Annotated in this window: 16 protein-coding genes; 4 read left to right on the top strand and 12 right to left on the bottom strand. The window is 74.7% G+C overall.

Features of this window, described 5'->3' with window-relative positions; all coding sequences use genetic code 11:
- The first annotated feature begins 34 nt into the window (after nt 1–34).
- Nucleotides 35–271 carry a hypothetical protein gene (locus tag ACFWGN_RS11445; protein WP_377616942.1) on the top strand — a complete coding sequence of 79 codons (237 nt, stop codon included), beginning with the start codon at nt 35–37 and terminating at the stop codon, nt 269–271.
- A gap of 70 nt (nt 272–341) precedes the next feature.
- On the top strand, nt 342–806 hold the full coding sequence (locus ACFWGN_RS11440) for a GNAT family N-acetyltransferase (protein WP_377616941.1): 465 nt from the start codon (nt 342–344) through the stop codon (nt 804–806).
- Between the two features lie 142 nt (nt 807–948).
- Here the strand turns inward: ACFWGN_RS11440 and ACFWGN_RS11435 are convergent, their stop codons facing one another.
- The 6 genes from ACFWGN_RS11435 to ACFWGN_RS11410 form a co-directional block, all read right to left on the bottom strand.
- On the bottom strand, nt 949–1,419 hold the full coding sequence (locus tag ACFWGN_RS11435) for a hypothetical protein (protein ID WP_377616940.1): 471 nt from the start codon (nt 1,417–1,419) through the stop codon (nt 949–951).
- A 25-nt stretch (nt 1,420–1,444) separates the two neighbouring features.
- Nucleotides 1,445–5,158: an error-prone DNA polymerase gene (locus ACFWGN_RS11430; RefSeq protein ID WP_377616939.1), complete on the bottom strand. Its 3,714-nt coding sequence runs from the start codon at nt 5,156–5,158 to the stop codon at nt 1,445–1,447.
- Complete coding sequence (locus ACFWGN_RS11425; RefSeq protein ID WP_191804733.1) at nt 5,151–6,860, bottom strand: DNA polymerase Y family protein; 1,710 nt, start codon at nt 6,858–6,860, stop codon at nt 5,151–5,153. The genes ACFWGN_RS11430 and ACFWGN_RS11425 overlap by 8 nt, the downstream gene beginning before the upstream one ends.
- The gene (locus ACFWGN_RS11420) at nt 6,857–7,621 is read right to left on the bottom strand and encodes a hypothetical protein (protein ID WP_191804731.1); all 765 of its coding nucleotides are present in this window, start codon (nt 7,619–7,621) and stop codon (nt 6,857–6,859) included. The genes ACFWGN_RS11425 and ACFWGN_RS11420 overlap by 4 nt, the downstream gene beginning before the upstream one ends.
- A 293-nt stretch (nt 7,622–7,914) precedes the next feature.
- Entirely contained in the window at nt 7,915–8,301 is a 387-nt protein-coding gene (locus tag ACFWGN_RS11415) for a hypothetical protein (RefSeq protein WP_193721000.1), read from the bottom strand.
- Between the two features lie 104 nt (nt 8,302–8,405).
- Complete coding sequence (locus tag ACFWGN_RS11410; RefSeq protein ID WP_377616938.1) at nt 8,406–11,078, bottom strand: discoidin domain-containing protein; 2,673 nt, start codon at nt 11,076–11,078, stop codon at nt 8,406–8,408.
- Between the two features lie 310 nt (nt 11,079–11,388).
- Between ACFWGN_RS11410 and ACFWGN_RS11405 the strand changes: the two genes are divergently transcribed.
- On the top strand, nt 11,389–11,934 hold the full coding sequence (locus ACFWGN_RS11405; protein WP_377616937.1) for a YbhB/YbcL family Raf kinase inhibitor-like protein: 546 nt from the start codon (nt 11,389–11,391) through the stop codon (nt 11,932–11,934).
- Entirely contained in the window at nt 11,931–12,524 is a 594-nt protein-coding gene (locus ACFWGN_RS11400) for a YbaK/EbsC family protein (protein ID WP_377616936.1), read from the top strand. The genes ACFWGN_RS11405 and ACFWGN_RS11400 overlap by 4 nt, the downstream gene beginning before the upstream one ends.
- Before the next feature lie 44 nt (nt 12,525–12,568).
- Here the strand turns inward: ACFWGN_RS11400 and ACFWGN_RS11395 are convergent, their stop codons facing one another.
- The 6 genes from ACFWGN_RS11395 to ACFWGN_RS11370 all read right to left on the bottom strand — a co-directional run bounded on the left by ACFWGN_RS11395 (nt 12,569) and on the right by ACFWGN_RS11370 (nt 20,092).
- Complete coding sequence (locus tag ACFWGN_RS11395; protein ID WP_377617049.1) at nt 12,569–13,519, bottom strand: siderophore-interacting protein; 951 nt, start codon at nt 13,517–13,519, stop codon at nt 12,569–12,571.
- Between the two features lie 117 nt (nt 13,520–13,636).
- A complete protein-coding gene (locus tag ACFWGN_RS11390) occupies nt 13,637–15,799 on the bottom strand; it encodes an iron ABC transporter permease (RefSeq protein ID WP_377616935.1) in 2,163 nt (720 codons plus the stop codon).
- On the bottom strand, nt 15,796–16,785 hold the full coding sequence (locus ACFWGN_RS11385; protein ID WP_377616934.1) for an ABC transporter substrate-binding protein: 990 nt from the start codon (nt 16,783–16,785) through the stop codon (nt 15,796–15,798). Before ACFWGN_RS11385 ends, ACFWGN_RS11390 begins: the two co-directional genes overlap by 4 nt.
- A gap of 104 nt (nt 16,786–16,889) precedes the next feature.
- On the bottom strand, nt 16,890–17,756 hold the full coding sequence (locus tag ACFWGN_RS11380; RefSeq protein WP_191804719.1) for an ABC transporter ATP-binding protein: 867 nt from the start codon (nt 17,754–17,756) through the stop codon (nt 16,890–16,892).
- A gap of 87 nt (nt 17,757–17,843) precedes the next feature.
- Entirely contained in the window at nt 17,844–18,713 is an 870-nt protein-coding gene (locus ACFWGN_RS11375; protein ID WP_377616933.1) for a universal stress protein, read from the bottom strand.
- A 101-nt stretch (nt 18,714–18,814) separates the two neighbouring features.
- Nucleotides 18,815–20,092: an APC family permease gene (locus ACFWGN_RS11370; protein ID WP_377616932.1), complete on the bottom strand. Its 1,278-nt coding sequence runs from the start codon at nt 20,090–20,092 to the stop codon at nt 18,815–18,817.
- Between the last annotated feature and the right edge of the window lie 292 nt (nt 20,093–20,384).

Here is a 20,384-nt window from a genome sequence, read left to right as displayed (position 1 = left end):
CATGACCCGCCGACGACTCCTCTGGCTGGCCGCCATGAGCCCCTTCGTTCTCGCCTCGGGCGGCGCAGCCGTCTACGCCCTCGTCGTGCTCCTCGCGCACGGCCCCGACGCCGAGGTCTGGCTCCCGAGCCGGGGCGAGGGGACCGCTGCCTCGTGGATCGCCCTGATCATCTACTCCGTCCTCGCTGCACTCACCGTGAGCATGGTGTGGTCGCTGTCGGCAGGTGCGGACCGGGTACCGGACCACACGGCGGATTCACGGGACGGCTGAGACGTCAGGCACCCCTGCCCGGGCACGATGGCCCGACGACCGGGCGCGTCCGCGGGCTAGGCTCGACGCCATGATCCTGCGCGCCTACGACGAGTCCGACGCGGAAGCGACGCTCCGCGTGTTCCTGCGAGCAGTGCGCGTCACGGCGAGCAAGGACTACTCGCCCGAGCAGATCGCGGCCTGGGGTTCGGACGACATCTCGCTCGACGTCTGGGCGGTCAAGCGCCTGCAGACCGACACCGTCGTCGCGGTCGAGGGCGACGAGGTCCTCGGGTTCAGCGACGTCGACGACCGCGGGTACGTCGACATGATGTTCGTCGACCCCGCGGTCACCCGGCGCGGTGTGGCCTCCGCGCTGCTCGAGCACGTGACGCGCGTGGCCCGCGAGCACGGCGCCGTCGAGCTCACGACGTACGCGAGCCTCACGGCTCGCCCCTTCTTCGAGAAGCACGGGTTCGTCGTGGTCGAGGAGCGCCGGCCCGTGCTCCGCGGGGTCTCGCTGACGAACTTCAGCATGCGCAAGCCGCTCGTCTGACGGTCATGGCCGGCCGGTGGGCTGCCGAGCACGAGGTTGTGGTCGTTCTGGCGCCCAGAGCGACCCCAACCTCATGCTCGGCCTCGGAGCTGTTCCCTCGGGGCCCGCCGGCGACCGAGGTGCGCGGTGGAGGGCGCTCTCGTCAGCCCGTCTGCTCGACCAGCACCGACAACGCGACGGCCGCCCCCGTGTCCACCTCGACGGTGACGCCATGGCCGAGGCGCAGGTCCACCTCGTCCCCGGTCGTCAGCGCGACGTACCCCGTGTCGCCGCGGCGGAACCCGCACGAGACCGATCCGAGGGCTGCGCCGTCGACCGTCACGTCCGCGTCTCCGTCGCCCTCGCACGTGATCGCCACGGTGAGGGGCGCAGCGCTCGGCACGTCCTCCCCGTCCGCGAGCGCCCCGGGTTCGACCGTGAGGTCGAGCGCGGAGCGCCCGACCGAGGACACGAACGCGACGCCCGACGTCAGGTCGCCCTGCGCTTCCAGGAGGTCGTCGGGCGTGACGGGGGTCGCCCCGCACCCGGTCACCAGGACGAGGGCAGCGGCCGCGCCCCCGGTCAGGAGCGCGGGCATCGATCGACGACGGGCACGTGCGGGTCCGGTCCTCATGGGCCCCGAGTATGCCAGCGGAGGTCTACTGGAAGTCCCGCGACCGTGACGCGACCTGCAGCGACAGCGGCGCGAGGTGCTCCGCGAGGAGGTTCGTGGCGCCGTCGGCCCGTTCGAGACGCCCCCGCACCACGAGCGCGGGCGACGACCGCGCGACCCGGCGGAACCGCTGCCACAGGCCGGGCGTGCAGATGACGTTGAGCAGGCCCGTCTCGTCCTCGATCGACAGGAACGTCACGCCGCCCGCCGTCCCGGGGCGCTGGCGGTGGGTCACGACTCCCCCGACCGCGACCCGCCGACCGGCCTCGTGCTCGACCGCTTCCGCGACCGTGATGACCCCGGCCCTGCGCAGCCCGGGGCGCACGTACTGGGTCGGGTACGAGTCGGTCGAGACGCCCGTGGCCCACACGTCCGCGACCGCGGTCTCGACCTCGCTCATGCCCGGCAGCGTGGGCGCCTCGACGCCGACCGAGACCCCCGGCAGCGTGTCCGGGCCCTCCTGGGCGAGCGCTCCCGCGGCCCAGAGCGCCTCGCGCCGGGCCACGCCCAGGGGTTCGAGCGCGCCGCCCGTCGCGAGCGCCTCGAGCTGGGCCGTGGTCAGGTCGACGCGACGCACCAGGTCGCGCAGGTCCGTGAACGGTCCGTCCGCACGCGCCGCGACGATCGCCTCCGCGACCGGGTCCCCCACCCCGCGCACGCTCCCCAGCCCCATGCGCACCGCGAGGGACAGGTCGGGGTGCGGGGCGCCGTCGGGCGGGGCGGGAGAGCGCGGGGCGGCGGGAACGCGTCGGGGCGCGGCGCCGTCGGGCCGCACGTCCCGGCCCGACGGCGCCCCCTCCCCGGCCTTCCGGCTCGCCGACACCCCGGGCAGGCGCTCGACCCCCGCCTTGACGCCCGACGCGTTGACGTCCGGGCGCAGCGCCGTGACCCCGTGACGACGCGCGTCCGCGACGAGCGACTGCGGCGAGTAGAACCCCATGGGCTGCGCCGCGAGCAGGCCCGCGAAGAACGCGGCCGGGTGGTGCACCTTGAGCCATGCGCTCGCGTACACGAGGTACGCGAACGAGTAGGCGTGCGACTCGGGGAACCCGAAGTCCGCGAACGCCTTGAGCTTGTCGAAGATCTGCTCGGCGACGTCCGGGGCGACCCCGTTCTTCGCCATGCCCGCCAGGAGCCGCCCGTGCAGCGCCTCCATGCGCTCGACCGACCGCTTGGAGCCCATCGCGCGGCGCAGCTGGTCGGCCTCCGCCGCGCTGAAGCTCGCGACGTCGATCGCCATCTGCATGAGCTGCTCCTGGAACAGCGGCACGCCCAGGGTCTTGGCGAGCGACTTCTCGAGCAGCGGGTGCAGGTACGTGACCTCCTCCCGTCCGCGCGCCCGGTTGATGTACGGGTGCACCGAGCCACCCTGGATGGGGCCGGGGCGGATGAGCGCGACCTCGATCACGATGTCGTAGAACGTGCGCGGCTGCAGGCGTGGCAGCGTCGCCATCTGGGCGCGCGACTCGACCTGGAACACCCCGACGGTGTCCGCCGCGCACAGCAGGTCGTAGACCGCGGGGTCCTCGTCGGGCAGCGAGTGCAGCTCGAGGTCCAGGCCCTCGTGCTCGGCGATCAGCTCGAACGCGACCCGGATCGCCGTGAGCATCCCCAGGCCCAGGAGGTCGAACTTCACGAGCCCCGCGTCCGCGCAGTCCTCCTTGTCCCACTGCAGGACCGTGCGCCCCTCCATGCGCGCCCACTCGACCGGGCACACCTCGATCACGGGCCGGTCGCACATGACCATGCCGCCCGAGTGGATGCCGAGGTGCCTCGGGAGTCTCAGGAGACGCTCCGCGAGGCTCAGCACCGGACCCGGGATCTCGCCCTCCTCGGCGGCCGACGGCGGACGGTGGGCGGGCACGACGTCGTGCGGGTCGTCGGAGCGCAGCGCGGGGTCGTCCCGCCGGTCCGCGTCGTCGTGAGCCAGCGGGTCGACGACGCGACCCGACAGGTCCGGGGTCCAGTCGGCGTGCCCCGCGTGCGGGCGGTCCGCACGCCGCCGCGACGGGCCCTGCCGGCCCTGCTTGCCCTGCTGGGGTGCACCGGTCCCCCAGACCTCGGCCATGCGGGCGTCCTTGGCCGCGGTGCGGGTCACGACGGCGGGCCGACCGACGGGCGTCGTGACCGCCCCCGCCCCTGCCGAGGCCGGGGCCCCCGCCGGAGCCGCCCCGTGCGCCCCGCGCGCGGCGATCGCCCGGTCGCGGGCCGCCCGGTCCGCCGCGGGCGACGACGGGTCCGGCCCGCGCAACGACCCCCAGCGCTCGATCGACTTGCTCCACGCGTCCTGCTGCCCGACGTCGTGCCCGAGGGCCCGCGCGGCGTCCCGCACCGCGGACCGGGGCCGGTAGGAGATGACGTTGGCGACCTGCGCCGCGTGCGTGCGCCCGAACCGCTCGTACACGTACTGGATGACCTCCTCGCGGCGCACCGACTCGATGTCGACGTCGATGTCCGGCGGCCCGTCCCGCTCGGGCGCGAGGAAGCGCTCGAACAGCAGGCCGTGCTTGACGGCGTCCACGGCCGTGATGCCGAGCGCGTAGCAGACGGCCGAGTTCGCGGCCGAACCGCGCCCCTGCGCGAGGATGCCGCGCGTGCGGCAGAACTCCACGAGGTCGTAGACGATGAGGAAGTACCCGGGGAACCCGAGCTGCTCGATGATCGCGAGCTCGTGGTCGATCTGCCGCCACGCCCCGGGCTCGCGCTCGGCCTCGCGAGGGCCGTAGCGGTCGGCTCCCCCACGCTCCACGAGCACGCGCAGCCACGACCGCTCGTCGTGCCCGTCCGGGACCGGGTACGGCGGCAGCTCGGGGGCCACGAGGCGCAGGTCGAACTGGCACTCGGCCCCCAGCTCCGCGGCCGTGACCACGGCCTGCGGGTGGCGACGGTGCCGGTCGAGCATCTCGGCCGCCGAACGCAGGTGCGAGGTGGGGGCTCCCGGCAGCCAGCCGTCCATGTCGTCGAGCGACGACCGGGCGCGCACGGCCGCGAGCGCCCCCGCGAGGGGCGCGTCGCGGGGGCGCGCGTAGTGGACGTTGCCCGTCGCGACGAGCGGCAGGCGTGCACCCGTGGCCAGGTCGGCGAGCGCGTCGCACAGGTCGCTGTCGCGGGGGTCGCCCGAGTCGGTGATCTCGACGGCCACGTTGTCCGGGCCGAAGACCTGGACGAGCCGGTCGAGCTCGCGGCGAGCGGCCCGCGGCCCCTCGGTGAGCAGCGCCGAGCGCACCGCGCCCTTGCGGCAGCCCGTCAGGACGAGCCACTGGCCGCCCGACTGCTCGCCGAGCAGGTCGAGACGGTAGTCGGCCGCCCCCTTGGTACCCGTCGCGAGGTGCGCGGTCGCGATCGCGCTCGACAGGTTGCGGTACCCGTCCGGGCCGCGGGCCAGGACGAGCAGGTGGGACGCCCGCGGGTCCGGCACGCCCGTGGGCGCGTCCAGGACGGGGGCAGCACCAGGGACGGGTGCGTCGGGCAGGTGCAGCTCGGCGCCGAACACGGTCGGCAGGGACACCGCGCGCGCCGCGGTCGCGAAGCGGACCACCCCGTACAGGCCGTCGTGGTCGGTCACCGCGAGCGCGGACAGCCCCAGGTGCGCGGCCTCGGCCGCGAGCTCCTCGGGGTGGCTCGCGCCGTCGAGGAAGCTGAACGCCGAGTGCGCGTGCAGCTCCGCGTAGCGGGGCGCCGAGCCGGCGGGCCTAGTCATAGACGGCCTCCACGGTCCAGCGCCCCTGGGCGCTCGCGAGCAGCACGCCGCGCCCGTCGTCGAGCAGCACCTGCAGGTACGCCCGACGGCGCGGGGTCTGGCTCCACCAGCGTTCGGCGAGCGGCCACGGCCCGGCCCAGCCGAGTACGCGGGCCGAGCGCGGCCGTCCCGACTCCCACCGCACGGTCGCGGGCGGTGCGCTCATCGCGAGGCGCACGTCCACGCGGACGGGGGCTCCGCCGTCGTCCAGGACCGTGACGTCCTCCGGGACGTCCAGCACGAGGGCCGGCGCGGGCTCGGGCAGGCGCCCCGGCCACGGCAGGTCCGCGCGACGCGGCGCGGGGGCCGCGTCGCCCCACGGGGCGAGGTGCACCTGGTCGTGGACGTCGCGCCCGCCCTGCGTGACGACGCTCAGCACGCCGTCCCCGCCCAGGAGGCCCTGGACACGGCCCAGCGCACGCTGGGCGCGCGCGTCCTCGCCGCTCGACGCGCCCCACAGCCGCGGCTGCTCGACCCCTGCGGCCACGACCTCCTCCGCGGTGATCGCGAGCCGCACGAGCGGTGAGGGCCGGTCCTCGGGCAGGTCCGGCAGGTCGTCGAAGGCCGTGCCGTCGTCCGGCTCGGTCCCCCGAGCGTCCCGACGCGGGCCCTGTCGCCGCTGCCGCTGCTCCTGGCGCCGGCGCTGCCCCAGCGCGACGCGCGACGCCGTGAGCCACCCTTCGAGCTGCCAGCGCACGCGGTCGGTGATCCGGGCCGCGGTGAGCCCGCCCATGGCCCCGTCGTCGCAGCGCCAGGTCCGTTCGAGCTCGCGCCCGTCCTCGGTGCGGGCCGTGATGCGCAGCCGACCGCACGACGAGGACCGCTCGACGAGCTGGGCGTGCAGGTCCTCGGCGAGCCTCCGGGCCGCGAAGGTCGCGACGTCGACGCGCTCGGCGGGCGGGTCGAGCTCGCACTCGACGGCCACGTCCGCCTCGATGCGGCGCCTCGCGGGCGGGCGCAGGTCCTCGCCCTGCGCCAGGCGCTGGGCCCACGCGCCCAGGTCGCCGAAGCGCGAGCGCACGCTCGCTGCGGGCAGGGCCGCGAGGTCCGCGAAGGTCCGCAGCCCGAGCCGCCCCAGGAGGTCGACGAGCTGCGCGACGGGCTGGGCGTCGCCCACGACGACGTGCGCGAGCTCGCCCAGCGGGCGCGGGGCGAGGTAGGCGCGCGAGGTCCCGGCGGGCACGACCGCCGAGGCCCGCGCCGCGAGCACGGCCGCGAGGATCCCGTCGGCGACGCCGACCTGGCTCTCGTGGCCCGTGTCCTGCGCGACCCGCTCGACGAGCACCTGCGCGAGACGTTCCTCGGTGCCGTGGTAGCGCGCGGGACCGCCCGAGGGCAGGAGCAGGAGCCCGGGGCGCGCGACCTCGATGCCTGCGACCACGGTCTCGGCCGCGAGCGCGACGGGCTCGAACTCGCGCGCGTCGCGGCCGTCGTCGGCGTCGAGCAGCTCGATCTCGGGGCAGCACTCCTGCGCCCGACGGCGTCGCATACCCCGGCGCACGCCCTGCGCCCGGGCGGTGGCCGAGACCGCGAGGACCCGGCGACCGTCGTGCGTGGCCGCCGGCACGTGCGCGGGGACCTGGGCCGCCCTCATGGCCGCGAGGACCGGCCAGTCCGGCACCCACAGGACCGCTGTGCGGGTGGCCGTGGTCTCGGTGCTCATCCGACGAGCCGGAGGCCGGGCGGGGTCTTCTCGACCTGCCGCGGGTTCTTCACGGCGTGCGCGCGCAGCGGCAGCTCGACCTGGCGCTCGATGCCGCGCGAGGCCCCGGCCCGCCCGCTGCGCTCGACCGTCAGCCGGCGCCGGCGGAGGTACCCCGCGCCCTGGTCCACGCCCGACCACGTGCCCTCCCGGACCGTGAGGACCACGTGCGCACCGGCCCAGGGCTGTGCCGCGACGAGCAGGTTGCCGCGCTCGCGGGCACGCGAGGTCAGCCGGCGGCGGTCGGTGTCGGTCAGTGCGGCCTGCGGGCCGACCACGACGACGTCGATCCCGTCGAGCAGGGCCGCGACGGCTGCCGCGGCGTCGGGTCCCGGGGACGGGACGAGCGCGACACGGCCGAGGTCGATCCCGGCCTCGGCCGCTGCGAGGACCCCGAGGCGGGGGAACCCGACCATCGCGGTCCAGGCCCCCGTGCGCGAGGCCTCCGACAGCAGCGCGAGCAGGAGCGAGGTGGAGCCGTCGACCACCACCGCGGTACCGCGCTGCAGACCGCCGAAGGGCAGCAGACCGGTCAGCTCGTCGGGGACCGGGAGGAGCCTCTCCTCCCCCGTGCTCCCCGGTGCCCGCCGGGCCGAGAGCTCCGCGCGGCGCAGCACCGACCGGGCGAGCAGGGTCCGCTCGGCGTGCGTGGGGCCGGTGGCGCCTGCGGTGTCCGCGGGGCCGCCCAGGGCCGCCAGGAGGGCGTCGTCGACCAGGGTCATGACACCTCCTGCACGCTCGAAAGACATTCGAACAGGTGTTCGAACACTTCCAGTACACGCCTTCCCCGAGGGGGTGTCAACTCGCCCGAGCCCCTCGGCGCCGGGGGTCAACCAGTGGTCGATAGTTCGTCGATCGCGCAACTATCTACTAGGTATCCGGGCATTCCGGAAGTCTCACTCGGGGCTTCAAGCTTGGGCAGGAATCGGCGGATTCCCGGCGATCTCAGGCCCTCCCGCACGGCGCCACGCGAGGCCAGACCCTCGAGCGGCACTCGAGAGAACGACGACCTGTGTCATCGAGCGTGCGAGGGGCGGACCCGGAGCGCGAGGACCACGTAGACCCCGACCGCGACGAGGCCGGCCAGGGCCCCCAGGACCGTGGAGGCGGTCGGCCCCTCGTCGACCGTCCGCCAGGTCCCGAGCGCGACCCCCACCCCCGTGAACAGCCCCAGGAGGACGAACGCCGCCTTCTCCCCCGCGAGCGGCCCCCGGCGGCGCACCGTGATCGCGATACCGAGCGCGGCCACGAGGGCCAGGGCACCGAACAGCACCACGGCGGTCGTGGTGTCGTGGATGAAGTACCCCCTTCCTCGCCGCTGCTGCATCAGCAGGATGGGGGCGATGACCGCCAGGATGATCAGGACGACGCTCTGCGTCGTCCCCTTGCGTCGCTTCTGCACCCGCACATGGTGGCAGACGCGACACCTCGGCAGCCCCGGACGAACGCCCGAGGGGCCCGGCCTGTGCAGGCCGGACCCCTCGGGCGTTCGTCGTGCGTCAGGCGTCAGCCGCAGGCGGTCCCGGTGAAGGGGACCTCGACGGATCCTGCCTGCCCGGGCGAGCCCGCCGGGGAGACGTCGACGACGGCAGTGCCACCCTCGACGCCCACGGCCCGCGTGCTGAACGCGGCGTGCGCCCGCTTCTCGGGCGAGAGTGCGGAGAAGGTCCGGCTGCCGTACGGCGTCGTGACGACGACGTCGACGGGCGCCGCGTCGTCGTTGACGACGTCGACCGACAGCTGGGCCCGTCCGGCCACGCACCGCACGGTCGCGGTGGCCGTCACCTGCACGGGCTCGGCCGGCGCCGCCCCGCGCACCTCGAGGTCGTAGAGCGACAGGTACGGGTTGAGGCTCTTGGCGGTCGTCGTGACCCTGACGTACCGTGCGGCGGTCGCCGGCACGGTCAGGACGTCGGTGCGAGCCCCTCCCGCGAGCCCGGTCCTGGTCACGAGGGGGGACCAGGCGGCGCCGTCCTGCGACACCTCGACGCGGTAGGCGGTCGCCGAGGCGGCCTCCCAGCGCAGCGTGATCTCGTCGACCGTCCTGGCCGTGCCGAGATCCACCTGGACCCAGGGCTGCGCGCTGTAGTCGGCCGACCATCGCGTCGAGGGGTCGCCGTCGACGACGTTGGCCGCCGTCATGGTCGTGCCCGACTCGACGCCCGAGGCCGTCGCGACGGCACCCAGGGCGAGGTCCGGACGACCCAGGACGCTCAGTCGCCACGCGCCGACGCCGTCCGGACCGCCGACGACCGAGCTCAGCCGGACGTACCGGGCCTCGTGGGCGCCGAACGTGGCGCGGTCGATCCCCGGCCCGGTCGTGTTGCGATGCCGGGACGCCCTCGTCCAGGTGGACCCGTCGGCCGAGACCTCGACCGTGTAGCTCGTGGCTGCTGCCGCGGTCCAGTCGACCTCCACGGCGCCGACCGTCTGCACCGACCCCAGGTCCACGGTGAGCGTGGCGGGCGCCGTCGACCGCGTGCTCCAGCGCGTCGTCGTCTGGCCGTCGGTGAGGTGCTCGGGACCGTTGCCCTCGTCAGCGGACGAGGCCGTCACGGTCGCGCCGTGGCTCAGCTCGCCCGCGAGCTGGCCGCCTCGCGTGAAGTCGACCACCTCGATGCCGGGGCCCAGGCCCAGGGTGCGCGTGAGCGCCGAGAACTGCGCGAACGTGAGCTCGGGCGTCGCGCCGTCCCAGGTCTTCTGCGCGATCGTCGGGAAGGACAGCTCGACCAGGCCGTGCACGTCCTGCTGCGTGTAGTCGGCGTGCACGAGGTCGTTCCAGACCGCGAACATGGCTCCCTCTGCGGCCCCCTCGGGCACGGTCTTGTTCCCGGTCCGGTTGGGCGCCCAGGACGAGTACAGCCACTGGTTGTTGAGCCCGTTGCCGTGGTAGTAGCTCGCGAACGGGACGACGTACAGCGTCGAGTCGTCGGTGTTGAGGAACCGGTAGCCGTCGGCGTACGCCGACTCGATCGAGTACCAGCCGCCGTTCCACGAGTTGATCGTCACGTCACGGTCGTAGCCGTTCGCGTTGCCGTGCATCTGGGTGAAGCTCCCCCAGGCGCGCGGGTGCTTGCCGAGGCTGCGGACGTGGGCAGCCATGGTGTTGAAGTAGTCCCGGAAGAGCGCGGGCGACGCGTAGTACTCGTCGACCCCCATGTGGACGTCGGGGCCCTCGAACCACGGCGCGAACTCGGTGAAGATCGACTTCATGACCGCCGTCGCCTCGGGCTTGCTCAGGTCCAGGTGGTCGGAGTTGCCGCCGTTCGTGCCGAGCTCGGGCTTCCAGCGGACGACCGAGCGCGCATGGGCGGGCCCCTCGATCTCCGGGATGATCGTCACGGCGTGGGCTGCGGCGGTGTCCTCGAAGGACTGCCAGTCCGCCCGGTCGTAGGCTCCGTCGGTCGACGCGAGACCCGCGAACGCGGGGTTGTCGGACTGGAGCCGGAAGCCGGCCTGAGCGTCGGCCCAGTTGCCGCCCGCGGGGCTGATCTCGTTGTCCATGAGGTGGATCTGGAACTCGTTGAGCTTGAACCAGCTCATCATCGAGATGTAGTCGCGGACGAACTCGGGCGTGAAGAAGCGCCGCCCCACGTCGAGCATGAAGCCGCGCGAGGCGTAGTCGGGCCAGTCGACCGACTCCCCGACGGGCACGCTTCCGCGGCCCGGGCTCTGGACCAGCACCTGCAGGAGGCTCCGGGTCCCGTAGAAGGCCCCCTGCTCGGTCGGTGCGGCCACGGTCACGCGTCCCGGGTCGACGTCGAGGACGTAGCCTTCCTCGTCGAAGCGCTCGCCGCCCGCGGCGTGGACGAGCGTCGGGTCGACGACCAGCACGATGTCGCCCTCGTCCGGTGCCGCGTCCACGGCGACGGGGACCGTGCGGGCCGTGAGGTCGGCGATGTCCGCCGCGACCTGCGCGCCCATCTCCTCGAGCGCGGCAGGGACGACGATCCGGGTCGAGGAGTCGAGATCGAACGACCCGCTGCCTCCCGTCCACTCCTTGAGCGTCGGGACGACCGCGGGCTTGGCGTTGGTGGCGTCGGCGGCCGCGGGAGCCGTCAGGGCGACGCTCCCGGCGGCCGTGCCGAGCGCGAGGGCGAGGGCGGTGGCCGAGGCGACCGCCCGTCGTCGGGCACCGGACGACCTGCGTCCGGACAGGGGCCCTCTGGTGGGGCTCACGGGTGGTGGGACTGCGTGCATGGCGACCTGCTCTCTGGTCGGCGATGCGCCCGGGGGTCTGCCGGGACCGGTGGCGATCGACGCTCGTGACATGGCATCTGTGGCACTCACTGCGTGGCCCGAGGATCGCCCGGGCAGTCACCAGATTTGCGGTGGTGACGGAGTTTGTCAATAGCGAGGCCTAAACAAGCACAATCCTGCAAAGTGTGGTTCGCTGGGCGGGCAAGGGGGGACAATTCACCGCGCGCTTCCGACGCCACCGACGACCCCGCACCTGGCCCCTCCCCCGCCCACCGGGCACGATGGGACGATGAACCTCGCCGACCGGCCCCTCGCTCCCGACCCCTACTCGCTCCTGCCCCAGGTCCCACGCTTCAGCGTCACGAGCGACGACGTCGCGCACGGCGAACCCATGGCACGCACGCACGCGGCCGGCGGCGCCAACCGGTCGCCCGAGCTGTCCTGGAACCACTTCCCCGCGGCCACACGCTCGTTCCTCGTGAGCTGCTTCGACATGGACGCGCCGACCCCGGCGGGCTACTGGCACTGGACCGTCGTCAACGTGCCCGCGTCCACCGTGACGCTCGCGCAGGGCGCAGGGTCGCCCGGAGGCGGTTACCTCCCGCCGGGAGCGGTGCAGACCCGGCACGACGGCGGTGGGCCGGGCTACCTGGGCGCCGCACCCCCGCCCGGCGACAGACCGCACCGGTACGTGTTCGCGGTGCACGCGCTCGACGTCGAGACGCTCGACGTCACCCCCTCGACGACCGCGACCGCGGTCGCCATGGCCGCCGTGTTCCACACGATCGGGCGAGCGACCATCACACCGACCTACCAGGTCCTGGTCGCCGCATGAGCCACGACAGGATCGACCGCCTCACCCTTCCGACCCTCGGCGACCTCGACTGGGTCCCCGCGACGACCCGGCCCGACCTGCTCGCACCGGCGGTCGCCGAGGCCCTCGCCCGGTGGACCGCTCAGGACCCCCGCGTCGCCGAGCAGGTCGCCGTCGTCGAGATCGACCCGGACCTCGCCGACACCGCGACGCTCAACGCGGCCCACGACCTGCCGCCCGCGGTCTCCGCGAACTGCGTCCTGGTCGCTGGGCGGCGCGGCGGCGACGAGCGGACCGCCGCGGCCGTCGTGCGGGCCACGACCCGGGCCGACGTGAACACGCGCGTGCGGTCGCTGCTCGACGTGCGCAAGGCCTCGTTCCTGCCCATGGACCGCGCGGTCGCCGAGTCCGGCATGGAGTACGGCGGGATCACCCCGATCGGGCTCCCCGAGGGATGGCGCGTGCTGCTCGACGCCGCCGTCGCCACGGACGGCGAGGCCGCGCTGATCGGGAGCGGGCTGCGCCGCTCCAAGCTGCTGCTGCCGGGGGCCCTGCTCGCGCGGCTGCCCGGGGTCGAGCTGGTCGAGGGGCTGGGCGTGCCGGTGGGGTGAGCAGCCCTCACGACCGTCAACCCTCGGCGCGGCCCTCACGACCGTCAACCCTCGGCGCGGCCCTCACGCCAGTAGCCCATGAACGCGACCGACCGACGGTCCACACCGCGCTCGGACACGAGGTAGCGCCGCAGCGTCTTGATGACCGAGGCCTCCCCGGCGAGCCACGCGTAGAGCTCGGCGCACGCGACCAGGGGTGCGCCGTCGTCGTCCACGGGAACATCCCAGAGGATGTCCGTGTCGACGTCGACGTCCTCGAGCTCGGCCACCTCGCCGGCCGTGCCGGGGCGCGCCGCGAGCCCGCGCGCGGCGCAGGTCAGCGAGTGGGTCGCACCGCACACGTTGCGCTCGAGCAGGCGGTCCGCGGCCTCGCGGACGGCGGGCACGAGCAGGTCGCCGTGCATCCGGCCCTCGCGGGCGAGCCAGGTGACGTTCACGCCGGCGGGCGCCGTGACGGGCAGGACGTCACCGGCGTGCGGGACCTCGAGGAAGACCTCGCCAACCTCGTCGGCCGGGAGGGACTCGAGGATCGAGGCGATGGCCGGGACCGCGGTCTCGTCCCCGGCGAGCAGCAGCGCGTGGCTACGGACCGGGCGCGAGAACTCGACGCCGCCGTGAGCACCGTGCCACAGCCCGTTGGGGCCCAGCAGGACGACCTCGGTACCGGGGCGCGCAGCGAGCGCCCACCGGGACGCGGGGCCCGCGTCGCCGTGCAGGACGAGGTCGACGTCCACCTCGGAGACCTCAGGACGCACCGCGCGCACGGTGTAGGTGCGCAGCGGGTTGCGGCGCTCCTCGGGCTGGGCGCGCCACGCGGCGTACCACTCGCCCGTGCGGTCGAGGTGCTCGTAGCCGCCGTCGGTCGCGGGCAGGACGAGCTTGATGCGCTGGTCCAGGCCGTTGTCGGCGAACTCGTGCAGGTCGTGGCCCGTGAAGGTCACGCGCAGGAAGCTGGGGGCCAGGCGCTCGACCCGTCGCACCTGCACGTCGAACATGCGGAACGGGGAGATCTCCTGCTCGGTCACGACACTGGTCTGGCTCACGTAGGCGAGCCTAACCAAACATCGGGCTCGGGTGAACCCCCGGACCCGTCCCTGTGGTCGGGATCACTCTCACGCCTCGCGGCCGCGGCTGCGCCACAGGAGCCACACGAAGTACGGCGCACCGATGAGCGCCGTCGTCAGGCCCGCGGGGATCTGGGCGGGTGCGATGACCGTGCGGCCCACGGTGTCGGCGACGCTCACGAGGACGGCCCCGAGCAGCATCGAGACCGGGATGACGCGACCGTTGCGGGACCCGACGAGGGCCCGCGCGGCGTGCGGGGCGACGAGACCCACGAAGCCCACGACGCCGACCGCGCACACCGCCGCGGCCGTCAGCACCGCGCTCGCGCCCAGGAGCAGCAGGCGCGTGCGGTCGAGGCGCAGACCCAGGACCCGCGGGGTGTCCTCGTCGAGCGCCAGGACGTCCATCTCGCGCCGGTGGAGCACCGCGACGGGCACGACCACGAGCAGCGCGAGCACGACGGGGACCACGTGCTCGAGCGTGCGCCCGTACGTGGACCCGGACAGCCAGGTGAGCGCGAGGTTGAGGTTCCACGGGGCCACGACGACGATCACGAGCGTGGTCAGGGCCGTGGCCCCCGCACTCATGCCGATGCCGATGAGCACGAGGCGGTCCGAGCTCAGCCCGCCCCGGTACGCCAGGCGGTAGACGATCGCGAACGTCCCGAGCGCGCCGACGACGGCCGCCACGGACATCCCCACGATGCCGACGCCGGGCACGAGCAGGACGACCGCGACGGCCCCCAGGCCCGCGCCCGCGGTCACGCCGAGCAGCCCCGGCTCGGCCAGCGGGTTGCGGCACACGGCCTGCACCACGGTTCCCGCCAGGCCCAGCGCGGCGCCCGCGAGGATCGCGGCGAGCGCGCGCGGGAAGCGCTGGTCGAGCACGAAGCTCACCTGCTTGCCCGCCCGGTCGGCGGCCCAGTTGAGGACGTCGCCCGTGAGCAGGAGCCGGTCGCCCAGCAGGAGCGCCGCGATCGTGGCCGCGACCAGGAGCGCGACCAGGACAGCCGTGACCACCAGCGCGCGGCGCGAGGTGCGCGGCCGGACGTGCGCGGCCCGGGTCCCCGCAGCAGGTCCCGAGTCCTTGAGGCGGCGCGCGAGCCACACGAGCGTCGCGGCGCCGAACACGGTCGTGATGACGCCCGTCGGGACGGCGACGCCGTAGGTGCCGGGCAGCACGAGGCGCAGCAGGACGTCGGCGCCCAGGATGACGATCACGCCCGCGATCCCCGAGAGCGGGATGAGCACACGGTGCCGGTTGAGGCCCGGCACCTTGCGCGCCACGAGGCGCACGATCACTGGAGCGCACAGTCCGACGAACCCGACCGGGCCCGCGACCGTGACGGCCGTCGCGGACAGCAGGACCGCGAGCAGGATGGTCACGACGCGCGTGGCGCGCACGTCGATCCCGAGCACGGTCGCGGTGTCGTCGCCCAGTGCCAAGAGGTCCAGCCGGTGGGCCACGAGGACCAGCCCGCCGAGTCCCACGGCGACGAGCGGGGCCGCGAGCGCGACCTGCGACGTGCCGGACTGGACGATCGAGCCGCTCCCCCACGCGAAGAGCCCCATGGTCTCCTGCTGGAACAGCACGAGCAGCACGGTCGTCAACGAGTGCAGGGCCAGGGTGATCGCGGAGCCCGCGAGGATCAGCCGGGTGGGCCCGGCCGCGCCGCCGCGCGCCAGGACGAGCACCAGGCCCGAGGCCGCGAGGCCACCGATCAGCGCCAGGGTCCCCGAGAGGTAGAACGGGAGCGTCACGCCGACCACGGCCGCGCCCACGACCGCGACGTAGGCGCCCGCGTTGACCGCGAGCGTGTCGGGCGAGGCCAGCGGGTTGCGCGCCACCGACTGGAGCGCGGCTCCGGCCGCGCCGAGCGAGACGCCCACGAGGAGGCCCGCGAGCAGGCGGGGCAGGCGCGAGGCGACCAGGACGGCGGCCACGGTCCGGTCCGCGTCGGCATCGCCGCCGGTCCCGCCCACGACGAGCCTCAGCAGGTCGCCGAGGCCGACGTCGGCCGTCCCCTGCGTGAGGTGGATCGCGGCCAGCACCAGGACGACGAGGATCGCGACGACGAACGCCGAGGCGACCGTCAGGCGGAACCGGACGCGCGAGCGCCCCAGGGGAACCGGCGGGGCCAGGAGCCCCGAGGAGTCGTCCGGGACCTCGCTCTGGGCCGTCGAGAGTCCCCCCGGGGCGCTCGTGCTCACTGGGTCAGTGCCGCGACGAGCGCGTCGACGTAGGCGTTGGCCGAGGCCGGGCCGCCGAACATCCAGATGCCGTCGGGGATGCGGTGCACGTCACCGGCGACGACGAACGGGAGCTGCTGCCAGATCGCGTTGTCCTTGAGCCCGTCCGCGAACGGGTCGGCCTCGGAGTCGCTCGCGGCGTAGACGAACTGGACGTCGCTCAGCGCCGTGAGGCCCTCGACGTCGGTCTGCGCGAGGCCGTAGTCGGGGTCGCCCTCGCCGGTCCAGGCGTTCTCGAGGCCCAGCTCGGCGCCGACCGCCCCCAGGAACGAACCGGGCGTGTACATGCGCACCGAGACGGTGCCGTTGTTGACCCAGCCGTCGGCCATGACGTACGAGGCGCCCGCGACGCCGGCCTCGTCGAGGGCCTTCTTGCCCTCGGCGACCTTGGTGTCGAAGCCCGCGAGCAGCTCGGCACCCTTGTCCTCGGTACCCGTCGCGGTCGCGAGGGTCTCGACGGTCTGACGCATGTACCCGATCGGGTCGGTGCCGTCCGAGCCGCGCAGGGTGACGACGGGCGCGATGTCCTCGAGCTGGTCGATCACGTTGTCGGCCGTGTCCGTGGTGACGGCGATGAGGTCGGGCTCGAGCGCGGAGATCGCGTCGAGGCTCGCCTCGCCGCGCGTGCCGACGTCCGGGGTGGAGGCGTCGAGGGGCACCGAGGTGTCCCAGGTGTTGTAGCCCTCGACGTCGGCCTGGCCGACGATGTCGACGCCGAGCGCGAGCAGGTTCTCGGTCAGGCCCCACTCGAGCGAGACGACCTCGGTCGCAGGAGCGTCGAGCGTCTGCTCGCCGCGCTCGTCGGCGAAGGTGACGGGGCCCGCGTCGGAGGCGGCGGTCGCGTCGGCCGTGCCGGCGTCGGCCTCCTCCGTGATGCCGCACGCGGTGAGGGTGAGCGCTGTCACGAGCAGGACGGCGGGCAGGCCGGTCCGGAGGGTCGTTCGCATGGGGGTCCTGTGTCCTTGAGGTGCGGCCCGCGCCGGGACGGCGTCGGGCTCGGTGGGCCACCGCGCGGGGGTGCGCGGCGGCACGGGGTGCGTCGGCCCGGCCGTCAGGGGACGGCGACGAGCCTGCGGGTCGTGTGCCGCCCGACGGGCGCGGTCTGCACCGTGCCGGTCAGCGGGTCGTGCGTGACCTCGATCCGGATGCCGTAGGTCTCGCTCAGGGCGTCGGCCGTCAGGACGTCCGCGGCCTCGCCCGCGGCGCGGACGACGCCGCGCTGGAGCAGGACCACGTGGTCGGCGACCGCGGCCGCCTGGTTGAGGTCGTGCAGCACGACGCCCACGGCCACGCCGTGGTCGTCCGCGAGGTCGCGCACGAGGTCGAGGATCTCGACCTGGTAGCGCAGGTCCAGGTAGGTCGTGGGCTCGTCGAGGAGCAGCACGCCCGTGTCCTGCGCGAGGCACGTCGCGAGCCACACGCGCTGGAGCTCGCCTCCCGACAGCTCGTCGACGCCGCGCCCGGCCATGGCCGCGACGCCCGTGACGTCCATGGCCCACGCGATCGCGCGGGCGCCGTCGGGGTCCGTGGAGCGGAAGCGCGCCCGGTGCGGGTGCCGTCCGTACCCGACGACGTCGCGCACGCTCACGCCGTTGGGCGTGGGCCTGCTCTGCGAGAGCAGCGTGACGCGGCGCGCGAAGTCCTTGGGGTGCAGCGCGAGCGCGTCGGGTACGTCGGGCAGGCTCACGGTCCCGTCGAGCGGCTTGTGCAGCCGGGCGAGCGAGCGCAGGAGCGTCGACTTGCCGCTCCCGTTGGGCCCGATCAGCGCGGTGACCTGTCCGGGGAGCAGACGCAGCGAGGCGTCGTGCACGACGGCGTTCCCGTCGTACCCGAGGCTCAGCCCGGTCCCGGCGAGGGCCGGGAGGGCGGGGTCCTGGGCTGCCGTGGTGTCGTCGGCTCCCGATAAGGTCTGGCTCACAGAGGTGAGCCTAACCAAACATTGCCGCCGGGTGAAAGTCCCAGGACCGAACCTGTGGCGGGGATCACGCTGCCGTGGACGCAGGGATCAGCGCACGATCGTCACGGGGCAGTGCGCCTCGCGCACCAGCGCGTGGCTCACCGAACCCAGGACGAGCGCCGCGAAACCACCCCGGCCGCGCGAGCCCACGACGAGCCGCTCAGCCCCCTCCGAGGCCCTGACCAGCGCGGGAGCCGGGTAGGCCTCGACCGTCTCGCCCTCGACGTCGATCCCGTCGAACGCCTCGCGCACCTGGGCGAGCGCCGCGGCGAGCTGCCGCTCGGCACCCTGCTCGGCGCGCTCGCGCGGGAACTCCGCGGCGACATAGCTCTCGAGGTGGGCCGAGGCCCGCGTCCACCAGGCCACCACGACACGCAGGGACGCCTGGCGCGAGACGGCCACCTCGGCCGCGTGCAGCAGCGCGTCGGTCGAGGCCGCCGACCCGTCGACCCCCACGACGACGGGCAGGTTCACGTCGCGCAGCGCCTCGACGTCGCCGTGCACCACGACGACCGGACAGTGCGCGTGCGCCGCGACCGCGAGCGCCACCGAACCGCCCAGCTCACCGCGCACCCGACCGTGGTCCCCCGATCCGACGACCACGACCGAGGCGTCGAGCGACGTCCCGACCAGGGCCGCGGCCGGCGTCGCGTACTCGAGCGACGCCTCGACCTCGACGTCCGGCTCGACCTCGAGCGCCTTGCCCCGACCCCGCTCGGCCAGGGCGCGGGCGCCGGCCTGCGCGTTCTCGCCACCGCCCGGCAGGGAGGGTTCGAGGTGGGTGTCGTGCGCGTCACGCGCGAAGACGACGTCGAGCCGCGTGCTGCGCCGTCGGGCCTCACGCGCAGCCCACCGCACCGCGGAGGTCGCCGAGGGCGACCCGTCATACCCGACAACGACCGGTCCGACGCTGGACATACGTCCATGGTCACCCCGCGGACGCCCCGGCGCCAGGCGCGACGACCTCGCGCACCGGCGGCCGGTCCCGGCGGACGACGCCCCGGGCGGGCTGCCGCCGGTCACGCACCCGGCTCTCGGTGGACCGCCGCCCGGGCGACGGCACGTCCGACCAGTCCCACGACGAGCACCGCCGACCCCGCGAGCACGGACGCAAGCGGGAGCGAGGCCGCGAGCGTCAGGCAGCCGACGAGCCCCAGGACCTGGAGGCCGCGAGGCCACCGACGGTCGTCGGGCCCCTGCGTGAGGGCCGCCAGGTTGGCGACCGCGTAGTACGTCAGCACCGCGAAGGACGAGAACCCGACGGCCGTGCGGACGTCTGCCACCAGGACGAGGACGACGAGGACGGCCCCCAGCACGGCCTCGGCCCGCGCCGGAACGCGATGGACCGGGTGCACCGCCGCGAGAGGGCGGGGCAGGTCCCCCTCGCGAGCCATCGCGAGGGTCGTCCGTCCCACCCCGGCGACCAGCCCCAGGAGCGCTCCTCCGCAGGCCGCGGCGGCACCGACCCGCACGACCACGTCCCCTCCGGGCCACCCGGCCGCGCCGACGACGTCGGCGAGCGGCGCCGTCGACCCCGCGAGGCCGTCCGCGCCGAGCGCCCGCAGCGCGCCGAACCCGACCACCGCGTAGACGACCACCACGATCCCGAGCGCGAGCTGGATCGCGCGCGGGATCGTGACCCGCGGGTTCCGCACCTCCTCGCCCAGCGTCGCGACCCGCGCGTACCCGGCGAACGCGAAGAACAGCAGCCCCGCGCTCTGGAGCACGCCGTGCACCCCGTGGGGTGCGCCCCCGCCAGGCTGGGCCTCGGCGGCGGGGACCTGCCAGGCCGCCACGACCACGAGCACCAGGACGAGCGCGGTCGCGGCGACCAGGACGCGCGTGACCTGGGCCGTACGGGTCACGCCCCGGGCGTTGACGGCGACCAGCGCCACGACGACGAGCGCGGCCACGGGTCGCTGCGCGCCGGGCGCGGCGTAGGCCGCGAAGGTCAGGGCCATGGCCGCGCACGAGGCCGTCTTCCCGACGACGAAGGACCACCCCGCGGCGAACCCCCACCACGGTCCGAGGCGTTCGCGCCCGTACGCGTAGGCCCCGCCCGACGTCGGGTACCGGGCCGCGAGCTGCGCCGTGGACGTCGCGTTGGCGTACGCGACCAGGGCCGCGAGCCCCAGTCCCCCGAGCAGCCACCACCCTGCAGCGGCGGCCGCCGGGGCGAAGACCGCGAACACCCCGGCGCCGAGCATCGAACCGACGCCGATCACGACGCCGTCCGCGAGGCCCAGGCGCCGGGCGAGCGGGGCGGGCTGGGGGGACTCTGCGGGCTGTGCGGTCACGGTGCGACCGTAGCGAGGCCGGGTGAACGGGAGGTGCCGCGCACCGCTGGGTGCATGGTTCCGCTGCTGCTCGCCGAGCGTGTCGCAGCCGAACCACGCGCTCGACGTCCGCCCGGAGAATTCCCGCGACGAACGGATGCACCGTGGGTAGGGTCGGAACCGGTGGACGTGAGGCGTGACGACCCTCGGCCCGGCTCTCGCAGCACGGGCGGACGTCCCCCGCGCGTGCGGCGTACCGACGAGAGGCCGGGACCTCCCGGCGAAGGAGTGGTGGCACAGCGACCTAGCCCCC

The sequence above is a fragment of the Oerskovia sp. NPDC060338 genome, assembly GCF_042726295.1.
GTDB lineage: Bacteria > Actinomycetota > Actinomycetes > Actinomycetales > Cellulomonadaceae > Oerskovia > Oerskovia merdavium.
Note: the sequence above shows the minus strand (reverse complement) of the source record. Positions and strands in the feature narration are given on the sequence as shown.